Source organism: Lachnoclostridium edouardi, from assembly GCF_900240245.1.
In the GTDB taxonomy this organism is placed as follows: domain Bacteria; phylum Bacillota; class Clostridia; order Lachnospirales; family Lachnospiraceae; genus Lachnoclostridium_A; species Lachnoclostridium_A edouardi.
On record NZ_OESQ01000001.1, the window covers coordinates 1,322,212 to 1,346,402 of the forward strand.

The 24,191-nt window shown below is 44.7% G+C and carries 15 protein-coding genes; all 15 read right to left on the reverse strand.

Features of this window, described 5'->3' with window-relative positions:
* Window positions 1-12 precede the first annotated feature (12 nt).
* Window positions 13-1,059: a sulfate/molybdate ABC transporter ATP-binding protein gene (locus tag C1A07_RS06175; RefSeq protein WP_101876335.1), complete on the reverse strand. Its 1,047-nt coding sequence runs from the start codon at window positions 1,057-1,059 to the stop codon at window positions 13-15.
* The gene (modB, locus tag C1A07_RS06180) at window positions 1,056-1,721 is read right to left on the reverse strand and encodes a molybdate ABC transporter permease subunit (RefSeq protein WP_101876336.1); all 666 of its coding nucleotides are present in this window, start codon (window positions 1,719-1,721) and stop codon (window positions 1,056-1,058) included. The genes C1A07_RS06175 and modB overlap by 4 nt, the downstream gene beginning before the upstream one ends.
* A gap of 17 nt (window positions 1,722-1,738) precedes the next feature.
* Window positions 1,739-2,620: a molybdate ABC transporter substrate-binding protein gene (gene modA, locus C1A07_RS06185; RefSeq protein WP_101876337.1), complete on the reverse strand. Its 882-nt coding sequence runs from the start codon at window positions 2,618-2,620 to the stop codon at window positions 1,739-1,741.
* Between the two features lie 46 nt (window positions 2,621-2,666).
* Window positions 2,667-3,611 (reverse strand): MOSC domain-containing protein, encoded by a 945-nt coding sequence (locus tag C1A07_RS16195; RefSeq protein ID WP_180952197.1) that lies wholly within the window; start codon window positions 3,609-3,611, stop codon window positions 2,667-2,669.
* Window positions 3,612-3,614: 3 nt separating this feature from the next.
* A complete protein-coding gene (moaA, locus tag C1A07_RS16200) occupies window positions 3,615-4,592 on the reverse strand; it encodes a GTP 3',8-cyclase MoaA (protein ID WP_180952198.1) in 978 nt (325 codons plus the stop codon).
* Window positions 4,585-5,070, reverse strand: coding sequence for a cyclic pyranopterin monophosphate synthase MoaC (moaC, locus tag C1A07_RS06195; RefSeq protein ID WP_101876338.1), 486 nt, complete (start codon window positions 5,068-5,070; stop codon window positions 4,585-4,587). The genes moaA and moaC overlap by 8 nt, the downstream gene beginning before the upstream one ends.
* Before the next feature lie 34 nt (window positions 5,071-5,104).
* The gene (locus tag C1A07_RS06200) at window positions 5,105-6,127 is read right to left on the reverse strand and encodes a molybdopterin-binding protein (RefSeq protein WP_101876339.1); all 1,023 of its coding nucleotides are present in this window, start codon (window positions 6,125-6,127) and stop codon (window positions 5,105-5,107) included.
* Between the two features lie 142 nt (window positions 6,128-6,269).
* Window positions 6,270-7,409 carry a hypothetical protein gene (locus C1A07_RS06205; RefSeq protein ID WP_101876340.1) on the reverse strand — a complete coding sequence of 380 codons (1,140 nt, stop codon included), beginning with the start codon at window positions 7,407-7,409 and terminating at the stop codon, window positions 6,270-6,272.
* 26 nt (window positions 7,410-7,435) lie between these two features.
* A complete protein-coding gene (locus C1A07_RS06210) occupies window positions 7,436-19,165 on the reverse strand; it encodes a GLUG motif-containing protein (protein ID WP_101876341.1) in 11,730 nt (3,909 codons plus the stop codon).
* Between the two features lie 25 nt (window positions 19,166-19,190).
* A complete protein-coding gene (locus tag C1A07_RS06215; protein WP_101876342.1) occupies window positions 19,191-19,931 on the reverse strand; it encodes a hypothetical protein in 741 nt (246 codons plus the stop codon).
* Window positions 19,906-20,448: a hypothetical protein gene (locus tag C1A07_RS06220; RefSeq protein WP_101876343.1), complete on the reverse strand. Its 543-nt coding sequence runs from the start codon at window positions 20,446-20,448 to the stop codon at window positions 19,906-19,908. Before C1A07_RS06220 ends, C1A07_RS06215 begins: the two co-directional genes overlap by 26 nt.
* Window positions 20,430-20,711, reverse strand: coding sequence for a hypothetical protein (locus C1A07_RS06225; RefSeq protein ID WP_101876344.1), 282 nt, complete (start codon window positions 20,709-20,711; stop codon window positions 20,430-20,432). The genes C1A07_RS06220 and C1A07_RS06225 overlap by 19 nt, the downstream gene beginning before the upstream one ends.
* The gene (gene atpD, locus C1A07_RS06230) at window positions 20,701-22,056 is read right to left on the reverse strand and encodes a F0F1 ATP synthase subunit beta (RefSeq protein WP_101876345.1); all 1,356 of its coding nucleotides are present in this window, start codon (window positions 22,054-22,056) and stop codon (window positions 20,701-20,703) included. The genes C1A07_RS06225 and atpD overlap by 11 nt, the downstream gene beginning before the upstream one ends.
* Before the next feature lie 9 nt (window positions 22,057-22,065).
* The gene (locus tag C1A07_RS06235) at window positions 22,066-22,857 is read right to left on the reverse strand and encodes a F0F1 ATP synthase subunit gamma (RefSeq protein ID WP_101876346.1); all 792 of its coding nucleotides are present in this window, start codon (window positions 22,855-22,857) and stop codon (window positions 22,066-22,068) included.
* Between the two features lie 16 nt (window positions 22,858-22,873).
* On the reverse strand, window positions 22,874-24,190 hold the full coding sequence (locus C1A07_RS06240; RefSeq protein WP_101876347.1) for a F0F1 ATP synthase subunit alpha: 1,317 nt from the start codon (window positions 24,188-24,190) through the stop codon (window positions 22,874-22,876).
* Window position 24,191 lies beyond the last annotated feature (1 nt).

The following is a 24,191-nucleotide window of genomic DNA, read 5'->3' on the forward strand; positions in this document are numbered from 1 at the left end:
CCTCCTTTTCCCTTAGGCGCCCTCATACAGCAGCAATATGTCCTCAGGGGCAACTCCAATACAGGAGGGCAGCCTTGGCGGCCTTTTTTCCTTTGCCATTCTCCACCAAATTTCCTCTGAATTCTGGTTCTGCCCTGTATACCGGAATCTGACAATCCACTCAAAAGGCTCCTCCATTTCATCTATGGGAGTAATACTGTAACAGTTTTTTGTTTCCTCCGGGTTAAAATAATGAGCTCTGATTCCAATTCCCCAAAGGTTGTCCTCCACCTGCTTTTTGGTGTGAAAAGTAGTTCCCCATTTAGGCACGTACACCTGCCTGTCCCCTGCTTTTTCCGCCTCCACTATATTTTTGCAGCCTGTCATAAGAGCTGCCTGTTTTGTCCCCGGATCTGCAAACAACCCTTTCGTCTCCCTGACCTGCTCCAGTCTTCCCCTGTCCATGAAACCGATTCTGCCGCACAAATGATAGGCTTCGTCCCTGCTGTGAGTGACCATAAGCACAGGACCTTTAAAATTCTTTAAAAGCTCCCTCATCTCAATCTGCAGCTTGTCTCTTAAATAGCTGTCCAAAGCGGAAAACGGCTCGTCCAGCATAAGTATGGCAGGCCGGCTTACTAGTATTCTGGCTAAAGCCGTCCTTTGCTGCTGGCCTCCGGAAAGCTGATGCGGCCTTCTCTCTTCCAGCCCCTGCAGCTGCAGAAGATTTACAATCTCATTGATTTCCCCATCCTCCGCCTGTCTGCCGGACCCTTTTATGCCGCATAAAATATTTTGTTTTACTGTCATGTTGGGAAATAAAGCGTAGTTTTGAAACAAATATCCTACCTGTCTTTTTTGGGGAGGCAGATTGATTTTTTTCTCGCTGTCAAATAACACCTTTCCATCTAAAACAATTTTTCCCCGGTCTGGTTTTTCAATTCCTGCAATACATCTAAGAGTCATGCTTTTCCCGCTGCCTGAGGCGCCTAAAAGTCCTAATATCCCCGATTCTGCATGAAAATCCGCCTGAAGATGAAAGTCAGGAAATCTTTTTTCAATCTGTACACTCAGACTCACCCTTTCGCCCCCCTGTTTTTCTTTTCCAATACGTTCACCGCCGTCATTACTACAGCGGAAATGCTTAGGTTTACCATCACCCAGAAAAAAGCCCCTTTTCCGTCGTTGGTTCTCCAAAGCTGATACACTGTAGTAGATATTGTAGCTGTTTTTCCCGGAGTATAGCCGATCAGCATACTGGTGGCCCCGTATTCTCCAAGAGCCCTGGCAAAGGCCAGCACTGTACCTGCCAAAATCCCCTGTCTGCAGTAGGGCATCCTGATTTTCCAGAAAATATAGGAGTTGGAAAGGCCCAATGTTCTTCCTGCGTCCGCCAAAGTTTCATCGAAGCTTTCAAACGCCCCTCTGGCAGTTCTGTACATAAGAGGAAATGCCACCACAGAGGCGGCGGCGATTCCCCCGTACCAGGTCATTACAAAGGGAATTCCCCATTGAGCCAGCAAATGGCCTACAGGCCTTTTATTGCCTAAAATCAGCAGCAGAAAATAACCGACAACTGTAGGCGGCAGCACTAAAGGCAGGGTCAAAATCACATCCAAAAGCCCTTTAATTGTTTTAGGAAGCCTGGCTACGTAGTAGGCGGCTAAAATACCTGTAAAAAATACAATTATACTGCTGATCGCCGCAATGCGCAGGGAATTTATTAAGGGATACCAGTCCATGCTTTCTCACTTCTCCTTTATTCTGCAGGTGAAAATCCTACTTCCTTAAAAATATTCATAGCCTCATCCCCAGTGAGAAAGTCTAAAAACGCCTCTGCTTCTGCCTGATGCTGTGAATTTTTTAATACTGCCGCAGGGTAAATCACCTGGCCGCACATTTCTGCCGTAGCTTCATCTGTAACATTTAAGCCTGCGCTGAAGGCGTCAGTACAATATACAATTCCAAAGTCTACGCTGCCCTCTGAAATTTGAGTAGTAACCTCTTTTACATTTGTTCCATATGTAATCTTTCCTGCCTTTGCTAGCTCCTCCTGATTCAGTCCAAAATATTCCAAAATCTTCTCAGTGTACTGTCCCACAGGCACGTCGCTGTTGCCCATTGCCATTAAAACCTGATTATTTTTCAGCTGCTCCGCCATATCTTCAAAGCTTTTAATGCCTGACTGACTGTTGTCCGCCACACATAAAGTAACCTTGTTCTCCAAAAGATTGATTCTGGAGCCCTGTAAAATATAGTCTAAACCTTCTGTATTTACCTGAGAATCTGCCTCTATATCCAGCTGGTCCATTTGCTTTTGGCCTGCTGAAATAAACAGAGCACATTCAGCCCCTTCCTGAATCTGAGTTTTCAATGTGCCTGAGGAATCAAAATTAAATGTAAGCTTAATGCCTGGAACAGCCTCCTCATAAATTTCACTGATTTTTTCCAGAGTTTCCGTCATAGAAGCGGCGGCGAAGACAATCAGCTCTGTTTCCTTTGCCTCCTCTTTTGTCTCAGATACGGCAGCTGTTTCCTCTTTACCTGCCTCCGTTTTTTCGCTACTGCCGCAGGCTGTCAGACTAAGCCCCATAATCACTCCCATTACTGCTGCTCCTAACTGAATAGCTTTCTTTTTCATCTTTTATATCTTCTTCTCTATATGTATATTTTTCTTTATTGTGCTTTTAATTCTTTCCCTTTTCACCGCAGTCATGGGCTTCCTCTCTTAAAAGCTCTATGCCATGGGGAATTACATTTAAAAAGCTGTCCATGCTTTCCTCCACAGCCTTTAAACTGCCAGGCAGGTTAATAATTAAGGTTCTTCCCCTGATTACAGATACGCCTCTGGACAACATGGCCCTGGAAGTGATTTTCATTGAATATGCTCTGATAGCTTCAGCAATTCCAGGAGCATTTCTGTGGGCCACTGCCATTGTGGCCTCCGGGGTTATGTCTCTTTGGGAAAATCCTGTGCCTCCTGTTGTGAGAATCAAGTCAGGCTGTCTTTGATCGCACAGTCTGATCAGCTGGCTTTTTAAGGCTTCCTCATCGTCTGGAAGCAGCAGCCGCTCTATAATTTCATATCCCTCTTTTTTCAGCCTGTCCTCTATAGCAGGGCCGCTTTTGTCTACTCTCTCCCCCCGGAAACCTTTATCTGACAAGGTGATAACGGCAGCCTGGAAGGGCCGTTTTCCCTCGTAAGGAATGATTTCCATATTGTCCCCGGGGGCAATCCTTCCCCCTGAAATCACAGCCGCAAATACGCCTTCCCTGGGCATAATGCAGTCGCCCATTCTGTTGTATATATTACAGTGGCTGTGGCATTCTTTTCCAATCTGGGTGATTTCCAAAACCACCTGGTTGCACCTTAGTCTGGCGCCTACCGGCAAAGCGGAAAAATCAATTCCCTCCACCACCAGATTCTCCCCAAATTCGCCGTAATCCACCTGGGCTCCCAGTTTGTTAAACTCTTCTATTTTTCCAGCGCTTAACAGGCTCACCTGCCTGTGCCATCTGCCTGCATGGGCGTCCTCTGCAATTCCCCAGTTCTCCTTAAAATCTCCGGCCGGTATCTGTTTTTTCTCTGTTCCTCTTTTTTCGCTGATGCAGACAGCCAGTACTTTTCCCATATGTCATCCTCCAATCTGCCACATCATTTTACTTTCTGCAATATTATCTGATTGGCCGAAACAGTGGCCCCTTGGTTTCTCATAAACAGCTTTCTTTATTTCCCGCAAAATCTCCTGATCTGTTTTCCCCTGGCGCAGAAGCTTTTTTAAATCTACTCCATAATCATAACAAAGGCATGGTTTTAAAATTCCCTGACTAGTAAGACGGACCCTGTTGCAGCCTGTGCAGAATTTATTGGTAACAGCGTCAATAAGACCTACAGGAGCTTTCAGCCCGGCGCTTTCAAAGTATCTGGCAGGGCCTGCGCCTAAGGCTTTTTTTGTCTCCTTTAAATCAGGATACATAATCTTTAACTGGGCTAAGGCCTCTTCTCCTGTGATTCCTTCCATCTTCCTTCCCAAACCTAAGGGCATCAATTCAATAAACCGCACAGGAATTCCTTCTTTTAAAAGCTCTGTTAAATTCTTCCAATGTTCCTTTTCGTTTTTCAAAAGCACAGCGTTAATTTTTATAGGAATCTGCAGCCTTCTGCCAGCCTGGATTCCTTTTAATACCTGATTCAGATTTCCCTTTCCTCCAGTAAGCTTACAATAAAAATCCTCATCCAATGTGTCCAGGCTTACGTTGATCCCGTGGACTCCTGCTTTTTTTAAAGCCTCTGCTTTTTCCTCCAGGAAAATCCCGTTTGTAGTTAAAGTTACCTGCCTAATACCGGAAATGCTTTTCAAACCGGCAATTATATGGGAAACATCTTTCCTTAAAAGAGGTTCTCCTCCTGTGATTTTTATTTTCTTAATGCCCAAGGTCTCAAAAAGCCCTGTAAGCCTGATAATCTCCCTGGAGGTTAAATATTTATCTGGTATTTCTCTTTTATTTTGATTTTGCCATTTTACAGGCATACAGTAGGCGCAGCGCAGATTACACTCTTCTGTAATAGAGATTCTTAAATAATCAATATTTCTCTGAAACTGGTCAATCATAATGCCCCTCGCAGTAAAAGTCTCCGCTTTTTCCTCCCTGCTTTTCCACTAAATGCACATCCTGGATTCTCATCCCCCTGTCAATGGCCTTGCACATATCGTACACTGTGAGAAGAGCAGCCGTGACCCCGGTTAGGGCCTCCATCTCCACGCCGGTCCTTCCCTGGCAGGAAACAGTGCACACTGCCTCCACAGAAGCTTCTTCCTCATGTAAAACAAATTCCACACTGCTTTTTGTCAGATTTATAGGGTGGCACAGGGGAATCAAATCTGCCGTTTTCTTTGTGCCCATAATTCCTCCGATTTGAGCCACTCCCAGCACGTCCCCCTTTTTACACTGTCCCTGCTTCACCGCCTTAAAGCACCGGCGGCTCATATAGATTTTTCCTGCTGCCACGGCTCTGCGGCTGGTTACTGCCTTTTCTCCAACGTCTACCATAACCGCGTTTCCCATTTGATCCACATGGGTAAATTCCATTTTCAGCCGCTCCTTTCTGTCTAATCCCTAATTCTTATACTCCATGTCCAAAGCTGCAGTTAGGAAAATGGCATTCCTGACAATTTAGACACAGTCCGCCGTTTCCAAGCCCGGCCAGCTGACTGGCTGTTACAGGCTCATCTGCCAGTAAATAAGGCAGAATCAAATCAAATATTGTCCTTTTTGCATACATTACGCAGCCTGGCAGGCCGCATATAGGCAGGCCCTCTTTATAGGCCAGCAAAAACATGGCTCCCGGCAGAACAGGAGCTCCATAAGAAATAATCTTTGCCCCTGTATTTTTAATGGCAAGAGGGGTTTTATCGTCAGGGTCCACGCTCATTCCCCCTGTACAGAACACCATTTCCACCCCTGTATCCGCCATGTCCATAATGGCCTTTGTTATTTTTTCATGGTCGTCGTCTAAAACCACATGAGATACCATGGAGCAGCCGTATTCCTCCAGTTTTTCTTTTAAAACAGGAGTAAAGGTATCTTGAATTCTTCCGTAGAACACCTCGTTTCCTGTGGTTATCACTCCAAAGGTTTTCTTTTTCATAGGAAGCAGGCGCATTAAGGGCTTATCTCCGGCCGCTTTTTTGGCCTCCTCCATTTTTTCCCTTTTAATCACCAGGGGAATAATCCTGGTTCCGCACAGCTTGTCCCCCTTTTTCACAGGAAAGCCTGAGGCGCGGGATGCTATCATCATATCTCCTAAAGAGTTCACTGCCCGCATTCCCTCTATGTCAGCTAAAAACAGACCGTCTATTTCTGCTGTCAGCTCAATTTTTCCTTCCTTAGGCTGTGAGGCCTTCATATAATCTCCTTCACAGATTTCTCTTAAAATCTGGGCCGCCTCATCCTCATGGAGCATTGTATCGTCATTCTCCCAAATATAAATATGGTCTTTTCCTATACTTAACAGCACAGGAATATCTTCCTCACGGACAATATGGCCTTTGCGAAATACTGCGTCCTTTGTCACCCCTTTTATAATCTGAGTCATATCATGGCACAGTACCTGGTCTACCGCCTCTTGTGTTTTAATTAATTTCATAAGCTGTCATTTCCTTTTCTCATATACCTGCTGTTTATTTCCAGGCGTTCACATTATATCATAAATGTACATGATTTTAAAGAAAAAGAGGTGCATCTCAATTACCTTTTCAGACGCATCCTCTTTCCCTTAATTGCTGTTATTATTCCTCTGTAATTACATATCCCTGACTGTCAGAGCCGGCTTCCACATTCCACCAGGTATCCCCTTTGTCCTTATATCTTCCTTTCTTTTGAATCTTTCCGCCGGCGTTTACTAAGTACTCCTTGTCATCTACATTTTTTATCTCATATTTTGAGCCTGCATCTGCCTTCTGAAGTACTCCTCCGTCATATAAATATCCCTGGTAAGGCCCGTGGACTGCTTTTCCGTTTTCCCTAAAGGCCAGGGTGTAGGTTCCGTCCCCCATATCCAGCTGAATTTTTCCCTTCAATCTGGCTCCTGAGGTCTCGTCAAAATACATAATCTGGTATTCATCTAAATACTGGCTTAAATCTCCAGAATCACACCAAACATGGTCTGCTTTATTTAAAATAGTTTCCGCATATTTATTATTCTGATCTACCAGAACCAAACCTGTTCTCATAATTCCTGTTTCATCAAATATGTAGGTCTGACCTTTTATGGCTCTGATCTGATTCTTCACCAGATTTCCGTTTCCCAGAAGATAGTACCATCTGGCAACGTCGCTGCCATAAGAATCCTGCCCTGTTCCCGGAATGTGCTGAACCCATTCGCCTCCGTCAGAATCATTTCCCTGACTGGCCCCTACCATTTTAGAAGAAACCATGATTCCGTCCTCGTCAAAAGTGTATCTGTATTGGTTGCCGTCCTCATGCTCTGTTATACTGCCGTCTGCAACCTTTTTTCCGTTTTCTCTGAAGTAAAACCATTTTTTCTCCTTGCCGCCGTTCTGCTCCTCTACAGGAATATATTTCCAGCCTACAGAAGCCCTGCCGTCGTCCTTGTCTCCGCAGTAATAAACTCCTTCGTTTCTGTACCCGTCTCCGCTACCGCTGTCCACCGGCTCTCCATCCTCAGAAATCCAGCTCCACAGCATTCTGCCCTCCTGGTCAAAAAAATACTTGCCGCCGTTAATTTCTTTGCTGCAGCCTGCCGCCGCCTGGCCATTTTCATCTATGTACTGCCAGTAGGTCCCCCCAGAACTATCTGTGCCTTGAATCCAAGCCGCCTGGCCCTGGGAGGCCAGGGAGGTTAAACTGCCTCCCAAAGCCATACCGGCAAAAAGGACTGTTAATATTACTTTGTTTCTCCACTTCATCTGCCCGCCTCCATTCTTATTTCCTTTTATTTTCTTCTTCTCCTAATAAGAATGCCTGATAAGCCTAAGGCCGCTGCCGCTGTAACTGCAAAAATAATCAGCCCCTTGCTCTCCTTTTCTGTTCTGGCCTTTCCCATTAAATGCTTTTCATCTACAAGCATTCCTGCCGCCTTTAATGTTTCCAGTTTCTTCTCCTGGCTCATCAGCTGATTTTCACTGTCCGTAAGCAGATCACTGCTGCTGTACAGCTGGCAGATTTCCTCATCTGTATTAAATGAATATACATAATCCTCTTCTGACGGATTTCCTGCCTGACTGTTTTCTGCCTGGTTGTTTTCTGCCTGACTGTTTTCTATCTGGCCGCCGCCTGACCCAGAAGCTTCAGAAATTTCCTTTGGCTCACTGTCAGCCTCTGGCTTTTCTGATTTCCTATTATCTGCCTCAGCCTTTTTCTTTGGCTTCTGACTGTTGTTCACAGACTTTTTCTCTGATTCCGGTTTATTCAGGCTTTCTGCATGTTCCTTTTGGCTGTCCTCCTGCTTGAGCTCACCAGCCTCCTGGTCTGGCGCCGGCTGACCTTTTAACAAGCTGGACCCATTAACATCTTCTGCCCCGTCTCCTTCGCCGTCTCCGTCTGAATCAGCATCCCCGTTTATCTGTCCTGATCCGTCAACATATTCTCCCTGAATATCTTCACTGTTTTTATCTGACAGATTTTCAGAATCTGCTTCTGCCTCTTTTTCTTTCTCCTCAGACTTATTTTCAGAATCTGCTTCATCCTCCGGCTCATGTTCCTCATCAGCAGCTTCCTCATCACTGTCTAAGGTCTCAGAATCTGTCTGACTACTGATCACAGCCATAGCGGCTTCCAGCTGCTCATCTGTCACCGGATTTAACATTAAATCCTCCTTTAACAGCTTTAAATCTACAAAGGCCTGATTTCCCTGGTCAGCCTGACCTATAAAATCATTCATAAAGTCTGCTGCAAAATCAAAAAGGGAAATATCAGAGTATGCATTTTCTATAGGAAGCTCTTCTCCTGTTAAATAGTTAAAGCCCTTTGCCTCGCCTGTTGCATACCGCACCAGCAAATACGGCTGATTCGTGTCCAGAGTATTGCTCATGTGGGCCACATTTTTCCTGCTGAAATTTTCAGGAGTTTTTAACGGATCTGCAAAATCCTTTAATTCCTGCTTTTCATTCAGCGCTGCCACAAAGGTCTGTCCGTTATACTGGTCTATAACAAAGCCTTTTGACCACTGGCTACTTTCCAGGCCAAACATGCTGCCGTCCTTGACAAACAGCTGCTGCTCTCTGACAGTCGCATCCTGGGCCTCTGAGGCAGTAGCAATTTCAGAAAATCTTCCGTATGTTTTTATGCAGCTGCCTTTATAATCTGCCTGGCTTACCGGCAGCCGGTCATCCTCTGATTTCCAGGTTTCCCTTTTACTGTCAGATACCTTTTCTCCCGCAGCCACATCATACACAGCTCCGTCAGCTCCTAAGGCCATGCCTCCATATAAATGAATGATTTCCTCATCTGTCACAGTGCCGGAAGAATTTTTCAGGCTTCCCCCGCTGGTGTAGTAATAATCATCTTCCCAAACCATAACGGTTCTTCTCAGCAAAGTAGGGTCATAAGAATATGTTCTCTCCTCCTCCCCTGCTTTTACTGCAATATTCAGAACAGACTTGTAGTCATAATTTAAGGTATACACTCTTCTGTCCGGACGAACATCTAAAAGAGTTTGATCTCCGGCTGTTACCTGCAGTCTGTCTGCCGCCTCAAAGTCTTTGCGCAGCTCTACATTTACACAGTCAGGGCCTGACGGGTAGGCTTCCGCCGCCGCGTCCCCATCACCTAATGCGGCAAACGTCACAGTATTGCTTTCATCAGGAATTACAATTCCTCCGTAAAACAGTCTGTCTGTTCCATTATAAAGCTTCAGCTCATCATCCTCTCCTACTTCCGGCAAAATTCCTTCCTGACCGCCTTTTGTATTCGTATTTCCTCCGTTAATGTAAGGCATATAGCCCTCTGTATCTACCTTAATGGTAGAAGTATAAAAATATGTGCTTCCTATACGGATTCTTCCAAAATAGTATCCCCGGCCGGCCATTTCCAGGCTTCTGCCTGTAGCTCCATTTACAACAAAGCTGCTGCCTCTATTTGGTTCATAAGCCCTGTACCACTGATATTCTGTGCCGTCCTCAAGCATTTCTCCCACAGGGGTAAAGCCTTTTGCCACAGTATAAAGTCCTGTGTCCTGGCCTATAACAGTTTCTGTTGTCCCATTTACCGTGATCATTATATTGGTAGTGCCCTTAGCTTTGTTTTCTGCTTCTTTGTCCTCGTCCATACGGCCTAAACCGTCGTAAATCCAGTTTCCAGCCCCCCAGTTCATGCCGCCTTCACTAAAGCCGTTAGTGTACAGACGCTTATCCATCAGATTTTTTCCTGTTACAGTCAGAATCTCCTTTAAAAGCTGGTTTCCAGCCTCTGCTGTTCCTCCCGCCCCGCTAGGTTTTGCCTGATCCCAGGAATATTCATAGACTGCATCTGCTGTTTTACTTGTGCCTCCGCTTTCTAAAGCAGCGCCTGCATATGCCCTTAAATAGCCTCCGCTCCATGAAAGACCGCTTCTGTTTTCATCTGTATTGATAAATAAGTCGCTGTGGTCTCCTGATGAAACTGTGCCCATAGATAAAAGCCCATATGTATTTTCTTCATTTAAAGCGTACAGCTGTGTGTCAGGACTGCAGGTGTACATTCCAATAAAGCCTGCCCCATAATCTGCAGCCTTTACCTTGGACGCGCTGTAGCTTTCATAAAGCTTCACCTTGGCATAGTCTGTGCTGATATTTTTCTGGTATCCAGTCAGCTTTCCAATAAAACCGCCGGCTGCAGAATCCTGAGTCTCCACTGTGGCCGCAGAAACATTTCGGAAATAATGGCCTCCCATAGAAGCTCCTATTAATCCTCCGGCGCAGCTTCCCTCTGCAAATATCTTCGTATCCTTTACATAATTATTGGAAAAATTATTTAAAAGCTCTAAATATCCACCGATTCCGCCTGCGCTGCTTTCATTTGTATCTGCATTTTTTCCTGCAGTAATTGTAGAATTAATCACGCCATTTCCAGTATAGCTTACTGCGTTGGTGCGGGCCTCTCCCATAATTCCACCTACGTTGCAGCTGCCTTCTATTTGAGACCGGGATACCAGGCAGGAGCTAATATCTCCGTTTTCCACAGAACCGCTTATACCTCCCGCGCCCTGGGGAGCCTTTACCCATACACTGTCCGCCAAATCAGAAGAATTGCTGGAGTAATTTACACCTGTGATTCCGCCTGCATAAGCTTTTAAAGCCTGAATCCTTGTCCGGCTTACAGTTGATGAGCTGGTATATCCTCTTCCTGACACTCCTCCTACAAACTCTTCTCCTGTAATTTCCGACTGCTTTATTTCATACTCCCCGTTGTCTAAGGTGGTCAAACTGCTTTTATAACTGTACGCCTGGCCGTTTAAGCCTCCTACTTTCGTTCCTTTTTGGCTTCTTACAACCAGATTTTCAGCTTTCACATGATACACATTTCCGTTTCCTGCAGCTCCTCCTATATACTCGGCTTTTGCTGTCGTATCTTTTGTCTCTATTACGCTGTTTACAATAGAGGAATACTTTTCTTCATTTTCACTAGGGCTGTCTCCTGCCTGAGGTACATTTCCGTTGCCTACAATACCTCCGATTTGGCTCACTGTTTCTCCAGTGCCAAAATCATCTCCCATTACTCGGATGCCGGACACTCTTACACTATCGCAGACTTTTCCGCTTCCTATAATTCCGCCTACGTAAAATCTGCCTGTAATCTCATATGTAGACTCATACTCTGTAGAATCCTGGCCAGACTGGGAAGCTTTCAGATCACCTTCTGCAGTTATCCTGTTCACTTCCAGCTGCGTATATCCTGTAAGTCCTCCTGTATAGCTGCCCTCTGATGATACCTTAATATCTTTTAATTTAATATCCGTTAAATTTCCGGTATTATAGGCAATACAGCCTGTTCTGGTGCCTTTTCCTCCGTCGATCTCTATGTTGGAAAAGCTTACATTTTCTATGGTTCCCTGATTAAGTCCTACCAAACCTATATTTTCATATGAAGACAGCCTTCCGTCCTGGTCTTTCTCAGGAACCTTCCAGGAAATATTCTCAAAATTCACATTTTCTATTCTGGACAGGCAGTTGCTGATTAAGGCGTTGCTTCTGCTGTCCGCCCTATGAGTAATATTTTTAATGGCAAAGGTCTGGCCTCCCATACTAGACAGACTGTTAATCCTTACGTCGTCTATTAATTCTGTCCCCGCAGGCAGGGTTTTGGCGTCAATATCTCCGGTTAATACAAAGTTTCCAAAGGAATCTCCATATTTCTCCATAACCGTATTCCACTCCTGGGCATTTTTAATCGTCATGTTAATGGGTACGCTTGGCTTAGCTACGGCGCTTAAAGTAACCTGCTTTTCAGAATCTTCTATTCCCTGAAGCACTACATTAATACAGTAAACGTCTCCTCCCATTTCATCCAGCACAAAAGGATATGTTCTGATCACCCTGTTTGTGCCGGTAATCGGCTGATCTTTATATGTAATGGTCTCATTCATTTTCTCATTCAGATTCAGACCCTCCGCTGAAACAGAAGCAATAAAATACTTGCTCTGGTCATAGGATAAATCCAGCCTCAGTGAATATGCCTGAGAAAAGGGCGCCGTCTGCCCTGGGAACATAGCCGCATATTCTTTTACAGCGCTGTTGTTAATAGCAAACTCTACTACAGATAAACCTGTATCCTCAGTAATAATCTGTATTGGCTTCTGCCATGGAAGCAAACTTCCGTCGGCGCCTTTTAACATTGGCAGGCAGCTGTCAAGAATTCCCTGCTTTCCCTCTTCTCCGCTCCACTGGAAGGCATAATTACTTTCATCCCAGCCCAGCAGATCTTTATATGTGACTTCGCTGCGCAGGTCGGCTCCTGCAAGCAGGGCTGACGTATCGTCTATGTCACCGCTCATAGTTTCATTTAAATACATCTGTCCGGAAAATCCATAGTTGCCTTCATATTTTTGTGTGATTCCGTATCCTGCTATTCTGTGAACCATAGTAGGAGTAGAGCTGTGAACAAAAATATTTCCTAAAGAAATATTTCCCTTTATTTCCTCAAATTGGTTGAGATAGCCAAGGAGACCGCCTACATAGCTGCCGTATATATCCATATCCACTTTAGAAAAGCTACCTGTCATTCTAAAATCTCCTGCAGTCTGGCTGCCTACCAGCCCTCCAATATTCCTATATACAGACTTCAGCGACCCTGCTGCATAGCAGTTTTTAATAATAACCTGGTCCCCGTTTGTAATACCTGTAATTCCTCCGGCCCCTTCTGTATCTAAAGCCTTTGTATTGTCAATATCCACGTCCTGCACATAAGAATTCTCCAAATCAGATGTGCTCATTCTGCCTATCAGGCCGCCTACTGAAACCTTTCCACTTACCTTAGAAGCGTATGTAATAATCTGGCTGTCGCTGACAGAACAATTTTTGATTTCAGAGCTGTCAGTCGCATATCCAATTAAACCGCCAGTATTATAGGCCCCTGAAACTTTTGCATTTCTCACGTGGACGTTTTCTACCTTTCCGCCGCTGGAATAACCGATTAAACCTTTATTTATTACGTCGCCTCTGTGCTCGCTGTCCACCGACAAACCATCTACCATAATGTTTTTCAGGGAGCCATATAAGTTTTCAATAAGGCTGGGGCTTCCGTCCATATTTATATTTTTCAGAAGAGCTGTGTGGGAAACACCTTGTTCATCTGTCCACTGTCCGTCGATTTTTCCGTAGAAAGACCCTATAATTCTGTAATTTGTCAAATAGTCAGAGGTTTTTATGTTCCAAAAATCCAGCTCCTGTGCCTGAATCCTATAATTGCCGTAAGCGTCTATGGCCTTTCCGAAGCTGTTTCTCCAGTCCTCCACAGTTTCCACCGGCTTATAAAACTCCATGGAAATTTCCGACTTTTCCCTGTCACTGTCCTCATACCATGCATCCGTGCTTTCATTTTGCGCCAGACCGGCTCTTAAACTGTAAACGTAATATTTAGACCTGAAAAATACAGGCTCTGTCATTTCCACATTTACATAGTAGGTTCCATCTTCCTTTATTCCCTGTTCCTTCACCTCTGCTTTCACTGCGTCCGGATCATAAGTTCTCTGGTTGCTTTTCATATTCATAACAGCAATGTTAAACTCTTTAATTTCCAGATTGCTTCTGTTTTCTAAGCCAAACTGCACTAACGCCCTGTCATTTTCCTGCTCCAGCACTGCTGTGGAAATAATCTTAGGAGCCGACGGCTTAAACTGATCCGGCAAATGAACTAAAGGCTGCTTTCCTTCCATTTCTTCAGACATTTTCACCTGAGGATAATATCCTCCCGCCGCTATCTCCAGGTCAAAGGCATCATCCTGGTTAATTGCAGAGGCAAGCCATTCTTTATCCCAAAGAGAAGCAGTTGTAACCTGATTGTTAAATCTGTTGGCATATCTTGGATTCTGGAAGTTCATGGTTTCAATATAAGAAATATTTTCCACGCCTCCCTGGGTAGCTACGTACCCTACTGAAGGTCCGTTTACAGAGGCAGGCACGTCATTTGTCAACGTCATGCCCACGCCAAAGGCATTTTTTACAGTTCCCCTTGTCACGCCTGCAATCATACCCATCTGCTCAGTTGTGTCTTTTGCAGAAGAGTCTGGAGTATACTGATCCTCCACTACTACGGCAGCGTAAACATTTTCCACAGAACCACCCCTGTTGTTTCCTACAATTCCTCCTCTGGATGTTCTGCTTCCCGTCTGATTCAGACAGGCCTTTATTCTGTACGCGTCTTCACTTACCAGATAGCCGTTTTTTATCACCCCGTTGTTATAAGCCGCCGCCACTGCGCCGTATGACTGAATACAGAAATTACCTGTCAGCTGCAGGGCAAAGTTCTCCAAACTTCCGTAATTATAAAGTGTAAGGCCTCCAAAGCTTGTATTATCTCTTTGGTTATCCAGGCTGATTTTTAAAACTGTATCCCTGATAATTCCCCTGTTTTGATAGCACACAGCTGACCCGTTTCCTACAGTCAGGTTGGGGCTGTCTAATTTAGAATTCACCACCAGATTTTCTACTACAGCTCCGTCATAAATGTTGTAAAACAAATTAATTACATTATCCATGGTAATAGTATGGCCCTGAAAATCCAAATTTCCATAGAACCGGTAAATAATATTATTACTTTTTACTTCAATATCCCTTGTAACAATATAATCCTCTACAGGAGCATACCGAACTGCCCGCAATGCGGCCTCAGACTTAATAATATTAGCCACTTTATCCGTGCCTACGGCCGCGCTGTCCAGAATAATCCTTCTGCCTCCCATATCTACAACCAAATCTACCTGGTACTCACAGTCTGGCTCTGCCTGAAAATAAATGGCCTCTGTGTACCTTCTGCCGCTAAAATCTGCAATCTTTTTTACTTCCTCCCAGGTTGTCTCATTTCCCTCCTGGTCTCTTTCTGTATAAACTAAAGTAAAGGACGGGTCGCTGCCTAAAGAGCTGTTGCTGTCCTCCAGCTCCAAATCCATGCCAATGGTCAGCTCCCCTCTTTTTAGCTGAGGAGAAATCTGGCGGAAATAAAATACTGCGTCATGGTTTTCTCCAAATTCTGCGTTAGCTCTGATATAAGCTCCGTCAGCCGGGATTTTAATAGAATAACTGCCTGCGTCATAAAATCCTAAAAATTTCTTATCCTTGGTAAATATTTGTATTCCCTTCAGGTTCTGGGCCCAATAAACAGCAGACGGCTTTACTGGGATATAGTCGCAGTACATCTGGTAGGAATATGTAGTATTATCAAAACGGTTTAAGGCGTTCACATACATGCCTTCATGCCAGGTTGCTCCCTGCAGCACGTCTTTTCCGTACAGAAGCAAAGATTCCTCCCCAAAGAATATTTCTTCCTTACTGTCTGCAGCCAGGTTTAATCTTACATAAGCCGCTCCGTCTGGAGGAACTACTGTGTATCCGTCGCTGTCTCCATCTACTGCCTTTAGAAAATTTTTCTCCTTATCATAGTAGAATATTCTTCTGGCTCTCCAGTCTGTTGTGGTTTTTCCCGACTTAATGCGGAAATACCGTTTCTCAGGAGAAATAGGAATATAGTCCTCTATGCAGGCGAAATTCTTAGCTCCCGCATTTTTTATAATTGTAATGCCGTCTGAGTTAATATAAGCCTCCTCTGTGGCCTCTTTCCCTTTTAATAAATCTGCCGCTGAATCCTGCTCTGCAAATAATGCAGGTGAAATAAAGCTGCTGGCCAGGTTGGCTGTGTTTACGTTTACCCTTATATAGGCGCAGTCTTGTGGAACTGTAAATACTCCTGTCAGGGAAGCCCTGTTACCGTCAGAAACATATTTTATATAATTCTTGTCCTCATCATAACAATAAATTGCAGCGTCAATTCCTCCTCCGGCAAGATATACCTGCCCTTCTTCTACAGGAATATATTCAGAGGCGGCCACACCGCTGTTGTACTCTTCTCCCTGGGCAGTAACCTTTACAGACATTTCCGCTTCATTTACATCAAATATGTTGATGCTGCTTATGCCTACTCCCTGCTTGCCGATCTGCTCCTCATAATCCTGAGTTAAGCTGTCCGGGGTCAAGCTGCCCCACAAAGTATTTTCCGCTTTGAAAATAATCTGGGAGCCGTCTTTTAAGTACAAGGTTTTCTGCATCTCCTTTGTCACAGAAGAATACCCTTCATTGTACTCCTGAGCCACAAACTCTAATATGTACTCCGTATTTCCGTCTAAGCCGCTGAATGTAATATAATCCAGGCTGTTCAGCTCACTGTTCTGAAACGCTCTGACATCCACTACCACTCCATTTGATTTTCTCTTTAGCCTGACAGTAACATTGCCTCCTATTACAGCTCCGTCCTGGTCAATCACTCTGGGATTATAGAATGTGGCTGAGGAAGCGTTAATAAAGGACATTTCATAATCTACATAAACCTTTTTCTTTAAGGTCTGGAAGGACGACCTGTAATAACGGCCTGTAACGTCCTCCTGAACCACCTTGTCCCCGTCGTTGCTTCCTCTGACGGCATAAGCTTTGGCCTCCACATTATACTTTGTGGCAGAATTAAGGCTTCCCTCCTTAAAATCAATCACCGCCGTTCCGTTGGTAAGCAGCGCCCTCCACGGGCTCATAGGCTGGCTGTCTAAAGGCAGATGAATTACAACTTCCGGGCCGGATAGGCCTTGGCTGTCTGCAGGCACCGTGTAATCGTCCCCTGGATTCATTTGTATTCCATCCAGGTCTGCTTTTTTAAACTGTCTGTCAAATGCCTGCTGTCCGCCATTTGACAGGCTGATGTCCACCTGAGACAAAAACGGATACAAATTCTCACTGACAGCGCTTCTTGTTTGCACCGTTAAAGTTCCTGAACTGGAGGTAATATTATCTGACGTAAAAAGGAAATTCACTGTGCCAAGGCTGGATAAGCTGTCTGTGGTAGTAAAAATACTTCCCATCACCTGATCTTCATGTACCTTTCCATCCTCCAAATCAAAGCTTCCCTTTACCCACACAGCATATCCTGTACTTGGAAGGAGGCTGGTAAATATAAGCTTTTCACTGTCCTTTTTCAGCTCATACCTGGTGATTTCCTGACTTTCCCCTTCCAATGTAAAGTTAATAGGCACATCCGGCTTATCTGCGTAGGTAATGTAAAGATAAGGTCTTACCTTCTGTCCATTTTTAACAAATTCCGCCTTATCCTTATTGGAAATTTCCAATTTCATTTTCAGGGTTTTAACGTCGCTTTCCGGAGCAATGCTCATTACTGCCTCCGGGGCAATTTTTGAAGTTCTGGTCTCCCCGCCTGTTGCAGAGGTTTTTGACACAGGAAGCTGATTTCCAAATCTGTCGTAAAATGTAAGGCTGTATTTGTATTTGCTGTAGGAATCCAGTATATCTTCTGTTTTCCACGTCACCGCCTCTCCCCTTTTCACAGCGGACAAAAGCGAGGAGCTTATAGAGGTGTGGGGGCTGTTCCACTCCGGCATTCCCTGTTTTTCAAAGCTTAACTGTACAGAGGCAATATAAGGCAGCGCTTCATATTTTTTTTCTGCCTCTGAGGGCGTAGCGCCTCCCTCTGTTTTTTCATTCTTCACAGTAAAATCATTGATCTGTATTGCATACGGGAAAAATTCCTCATCCTCCGGCCTCTGGAAAACCTCTAAAGGCGTTAAAGCGCTGATGGGAAGAGTCTTTCCTACATACTGTCTCTGGAAAAATACTTCTCTCTGCTTTCCGCTTACAGGGTCTATATAGTCAAAATATCCTTCTGCCTCATATTCAGTGTCCGGCTCTAAAGGCTCTAACACCACTTCTCCCCCTGTGCGGAACAGCTTTCTGTAGGAGGCTCTGGTCTCCCCCTTTTTATAGATAATCACCCGAACCCCTTTTACAATAGTGTGATTAGGGTCGTTAATAGTAAGAAAGGTCTCTCCGTGGTAAACTCCAAACTGAAATTTAGACAGGCTGACCTCTGGTTTCGCCTGCTGCTCTTCGCCGCCTCCCTGGCTGCCGCCGCCTTCCTGGTCTCCGTCACCAGTATCACCCTGGTCTCCGCCTCCCTGATTGCCCTGGCCTTGGCTCCCGCTTCCTCCATTGTCTTCATTTTGGCCGTCCTCATCCATGTCCCCTTCAAAAGGCCAATCTAAGGTTCTTCCCGGCCTTGGGGGATGATCTGGGTCTGTAGGCTCAATGGGGTTTTTAGGCTGTTTTTCAGAAGGTTTTCTTTCCTCTTTTTCCTTCTCAGCCTTTTCTGGCTGTCCGGACTCCAGGTCTGCCTCTGTGCTTTCTGCCAGACTTTCCTCCTGCGCCTCTTCAAAAGCAGATTCTGTTTCATTTTCAGGCTTTGTCTCCTTAGGACTTTCTGCTTTTGTTTCCTCAGCAGATCTTTGGTCCTCCCTATCTTTGCCTGAAATATCCCTGAGCCTTCCTAAAAGCTCCTCATAAGTCATGGACACGCTTCCGATTTCTACTGTGGCGTACAGTAAATCCTGGTACTCCTCATATATGTACATGCCCTTTTCAAAACTGTAGTAGGAAATTTTATCTTCCTCTAAATTCATCAGGCTGTTAGCCCCTATACTCTGGGTTCTGGCGCTGGAGCGGACAGTCATTGTCTGTGCGTTTAAATATAAACCGTCCCCTGCAGCCACAAATATAAATTCATCCGGGTCTGCCTGTTCCCTGTCTCTGTTATAGGTTTTTCCCTCAGCCACATAAATTCCCTCATATGTGTCCAAAACAGAAAATTCTGAGGTCACCAGCTGCATTTCATCAGAAAAGCTGTACAGAAAATTGCCCTCGTTTACATACACTGGAAACGAGGTATCCAAAGGTCTGTAGTCCTCCCCAATAAACCACTTGCTGCTTCTTGTGTACACAGGAGTGGCCGCCTCATATTTTTCCAGAGCTATATTAGGGTCCTCCCCCTCCTCCACTCCATTTTTCAGCTTGTCAGCCGCCAGCTTTCCGTCAATTACATAACACGTATCGTCTGTATATGCCAGAAGCCTGTAATTATACAATTGCATAAAAAGCAGGACCAAAGCGATCACTGCTGCAAATATACCGGCTTTTTTCATAATCTTGGCCCCCTGTCAGTTTTTATCATCTCAGCACCTCAAAGGATTCTGGGTCCGGAGGCAGCAGCAAAGAGCTTCCTCCCCTTATATCCACAATATCCTTACTTAAATTCAGGCTGTACGCCCCTGTGTCAGCCTGAGCAAAAACAATGTTTTCTCCGCTTTCCACATATTCTGCCTTTTCATTTCCATAGGAATAGTAATAAAAGCCCTGTTTGTCAAATACTGCAATATAGGACATGGCCTCCAGGCTCATTTTTTCTGTTCCCCAGCTGACTGTTACAGGCTCCAGAAACAGATAAATATTTTTTCCGTCGTATAAATAGCCTCCATGAATCTCCTTTTCTTTTCTCCCATCAGGGCTGATAGTCATAAGCTGGCCGTGATCTTCTACCTTGGCAAAATAATTCACTCTTTTCATTGTGCTGGTTTCGTAATTTGTATAAATCATCTGCTGGCTTAATACAACGGCATTTTTATTTAAATAGTAAACAGGAACTCCCTGAAGAATCAAAGTTCTGCCTCCATTTTCCAGGCTGACTCTTTTTTTATCTTTATTAAATCTCAGCCTGGTACTCCCGTAAAAATCCATATTATCTCCCATCATGCTCACCCTTACAGGCTCCTTTATTATCAGAGAGTCTTTATTTATTATATAAACGGCGGCAGCAATCACAGCGGCTGTTAAAGCCGCTACAACTGCCGCCGTAATGGCCCGCTGTTTCCTGCCGCCAGGCTTTTTAATTTTTATCTTCCAGTTTCTCATATATACCCAGCCTTTCCTCAGATATTGTTTTTACATCCCTTAAAAAGAAATATAAACAGTATAAAATCATAAATAAACCTAAAAGCACATACACCGCCATAATGCTCCACTCAAATTGAATCTCCCGCATATAAGCAGTAAGCAGCCCTCCGGCGTACATGCCGCAGGCCAAAAGAACTGTATTGCCTGCCTCCGCCGCCAGCTTTTTCACACTGCCGGAAAGGTTTCCAAGGGCAATGCCGGCCACAGCCAGAACGCCTATATAAATAATCCGGCCCATATTCATTGTAGCTACGCACCAGATAATCATTGTCAATCTTAAATACAGAAATCCGGTCCTGATCTGTTCTAAAACAGTCAGGCCTATAAAATACCCGTGTACCTTCATAAGCGGTTCCTTCCACCGAAACCACTTCAGGCTGACTATATACAAAAATCCCAGCAGCAGCGCTCCAGACGCCGCTGCCAGCATATACCCCTTTAATAGCCATATTTGGCTTATAACTCTTCCAAACATTCAAAATCCTCGCTGAGCATCAGAGAGAACAAATTCTTCCTGACGCTGAAAAAGCCTTTAATATTTTCCGCCTTGTACTCCCCGTCGTCGCTGACAATCGTCACTGTGCCTGTAATCTCCCCGATTACAGGCATATAATCCTCCATAATTAAAAGATTATACTCCCGGCTGATTACGCGAATCAGCCTGACCTTTTCTATCTCCCTCAGGCCCTCCTCCATACTGATGATTCTGGCCTTCATTTTTCCCTCTTTACCTTCCATTGCACTTACCTATCATGTAGAATCTGCCTTCGTCTACATCATCATATTTGCCGGAAAGAATTCCCTCTACGTCCTCCAGCACATCTTTAATATCCACGTATTCTCCGGGAATCCCGTTAAAATGAGCTGCCACGGACATAGGCTGAGTAAAATAATTTCTCAGCTTTCTGGAACGGTAGAAAATCATTTTATCTTCCTGGGACAGCTCTTCAATTCCCAAAACAGCAATAATTTCTTCCAGCTCCTGATACCTAGTTAAATACTGCAGCACCTGCTCCACCAGGCTGTAATGCCTTTCCCCCACCTTTTCCACATCAATCATAGAGCTTCTGGTGTTAAACACATCTACTGCAGGATATAATCCCTTTTCCGCTACCTTACGGCTTAAAACCACCTGACCGTCCAAATGCTGAGTGATAGCCTGCACTGCCTCGTCTGTAATATCGTCGGCAGGTATGTAAATAGCCTGGAAGGAGGTAATAGAGCCGTTTTCAGTAGAATTAATCCGCTCCTCAATTTCACTGACCATAGTCTCCAGATCTAAAGGATATCCATTTTCAATAGGCATACGGTTCATGTCAGCGCTGATTTCTGAGCTGGCCTGGACAAAACGATAAATATTGTCAATAAAAAGCAGCACATCCTGTTTCTTTTCATCCCTTAAATACTCTGCTACTGTCAGCCCGCTGAATACAGCCTTGCTTCTGGCCATGGAATTTTCCCCCATCTGGCCAAAAACCATGGAGATTTTATCTAACAAATCTCCTTCCTTCATTTCATCATACAGCTCCTTGCCCTCCCTGGATCTTTCTCCTACTCCGATAAATACAGAGTTAGAGCCAAAGCCTTTGTACACATTATTAATCAGCTCTTTAATTACTACTGTTTTTCCAACTCCCGCTCCCCCTAAAAGGCCCATTTTAAATCCCTTTTGCATGGGGGCAAAAAAGTCCAGCACCTTGATGCCGGTCCACAAAATATCTCCGTTAATTTCCACGTCGGATAAACGCAGCGGCTCCCTGTACACTGATTTTCTGGAAGGATTTTCAATTACAGTGCCGTCAATTAAATTGCCGTAGGAATTAAATACTCTGCCTAACACCTGGTCAGAATACTCTACAGAAAGGCCTTCCTCTTCTTTTTCCACATCCATGCCCTTTTTCAGCCCAAATACGCTGTCAAAGGGAACTGCCGTGGCTATGCTTCCCTCCAGCTCTGCCACCTCAAACCGGCGCCTTCTGCCTCCCTCTTCCACATACAGCACATCCCGCTTTTTCACAGGAGCATTATTTAAAAGTATTTCCACATTTAATTCAGAAACAGAGATGATTTTTCCTGCTATCATGGTATCTCCTCACTTTTGTTTACTGTCCTTTTGGCTTTTCATTTTTACAAAGCTGTCAATAACCTTGGCGAACTCTTTTTCCCTGCGCTCTTTCATCTCCAGCCTTTTATTCTCTTCTTCTATTTCATCAATCCGCTTCAGGGAATCATTGGTGGCGTTCTGGCGCATCAGGTTTTCCGCCGCCCTGCTGAACACGTCCGCCAGCATAACCTGATAATTTACATAGGACATAATAAGGTCCTTTAACAGCCGGCCTATATCTCCCTCCACCACAAAATCGTCGTTATTTTTTCTGGCGTTTTGAAGCTCAACCGGGTATACCTGCTTTCTTCTCAGCTGAATATCTGCAGTATTTACATAGTGATTATAAATAATATTGATTCTGGAATACTGCATCCCATTGATTCCCGCCACTATGGCTTCCCTTACTTTTGCCATATCCTCCCGGAATTCCTGGCTGTCCATGCGAAACAGAACCTGGCCTTCTCCTCCCGGATACAGCTTTTTTCCAATGAGAATTTTGTGGCAGTCCCTGTCCGCCCTGATCTCCTCATTAATTCTAGAATTAAAATTACTGCAGAATCCAAAATCACTTCCCAGATACAGATTCAGCTGGGGGCCGTTTTCATTTACCTTCAGCAGCTTTTTGTCCAAGCTTAGATTCCTGTTGTTTACAATACCGTCTATCATATCCAGAAGCTGTTCTTCCATCAGCTGATATTTATTAGCCGTCCTTTTTGCACTGTCCACTCTTAATAAGGAGTGGAAATTCATTACCTTTACAACATTGCGTACATTCATCAGGTCCCCCTCTGTTTTAAGAAATGATTTTGCTGAACCTTTGGATAATCTGTTCCTGAGTCATAGGAGAATATTTATACTGGTTTAAACCAGACAGCAAAAGCTTGCCTCTCCTTAATTTCTCCCTCATTTCTACGCTCATTTCGTCCTCATTAGCCAGCTCGTACACATCTTTTGTCTCCAGATAGCTTAACAGCTCTCTTCTCACTACTGCTCCCAGCTTTTTCATTTCATCTGTCTGCACAGAGCCTCCTAAACGGGATACAGAAAGACCGTAATTCACAGCCGGCTTCTGGCCCTTCTGGAAATTCTTAGCTGACAAAATAATCTGGCCGTCTGTAATGGAAATAATATTAGTAGGAATATATGCAGTAATGTCCCCGCCTTTTGTCTCCACAATAGGCAGAATGGTAATAGAGCCGCCGTCCTTGTGCTGGCAGCCCTTTTCCAGCAAGCGGGAATGTGTGTAGAAAATATCTGCCGGGTAGGCCTCCCTGCTGGGTGCCTTTCCCATTAAAAGACTCATTTCCCTGTGTATATTGGCATGGCGCTTTAAGTCGTCAATTACTACCAGCACGTCGGCCCCGGCCATCATATAATCCTCGGCAATGGAAAGAGCCACGTAGGGCGTTAAATAAAGCATAGGAGAAGGATCGTCGTTAAATGCAGCCACAATCATGGTATGGTCCATCGCCCCTCTTCTGTAAAGCTGCTGGTACACGTCCCTGATATTTTTCTTGGTTTTCCCCACGGCCACGTAAATACACAGCATCTGCTTTCCCCTTTGATTGGCAATAGCGTCCAGTCCAATCTGGGTTTTTCCGGTTTTTTTATCGCCTACAATCAGCTGTCTCTGTCCTTTTCCCACCGGGTAAATCAAATCGATGCCGGCAATTCCCGTTTCCATAGGTCTTTTCACCGTTCCCCTGTCCATAATGGGAATGGGAGCTTTTTCAATTTCCATAGGCCGCACATTATCAAAGGAAGAATTATTCATCCGGTCATGGCCAAAAATATCTATTACATGGCCGATAGAATCTTCTGAGTATAAGGCGTTAAACTGCTCCCTTGTAGCTACTGCCTGGTCCCCCACATAAATAGAACCGGCCCCTGTTACTACAGCCACCATACAGGAATGGCGGCGGATAGAACTGACATAGCCTATTCCGCCGGCTCCTATTTTCACCTTTTCCATAAACGCCGCCTCTTCCAGACCGGCCACCTCCAGAATGTACTCCTTTACAGAAGTCACCCGACCTACCTGGTAAACGTTGTTCTGCTTCTGTATTTCTTCTATTTTCCGGGTGATCAGCTCGTCCAAATGTCTCCCCATA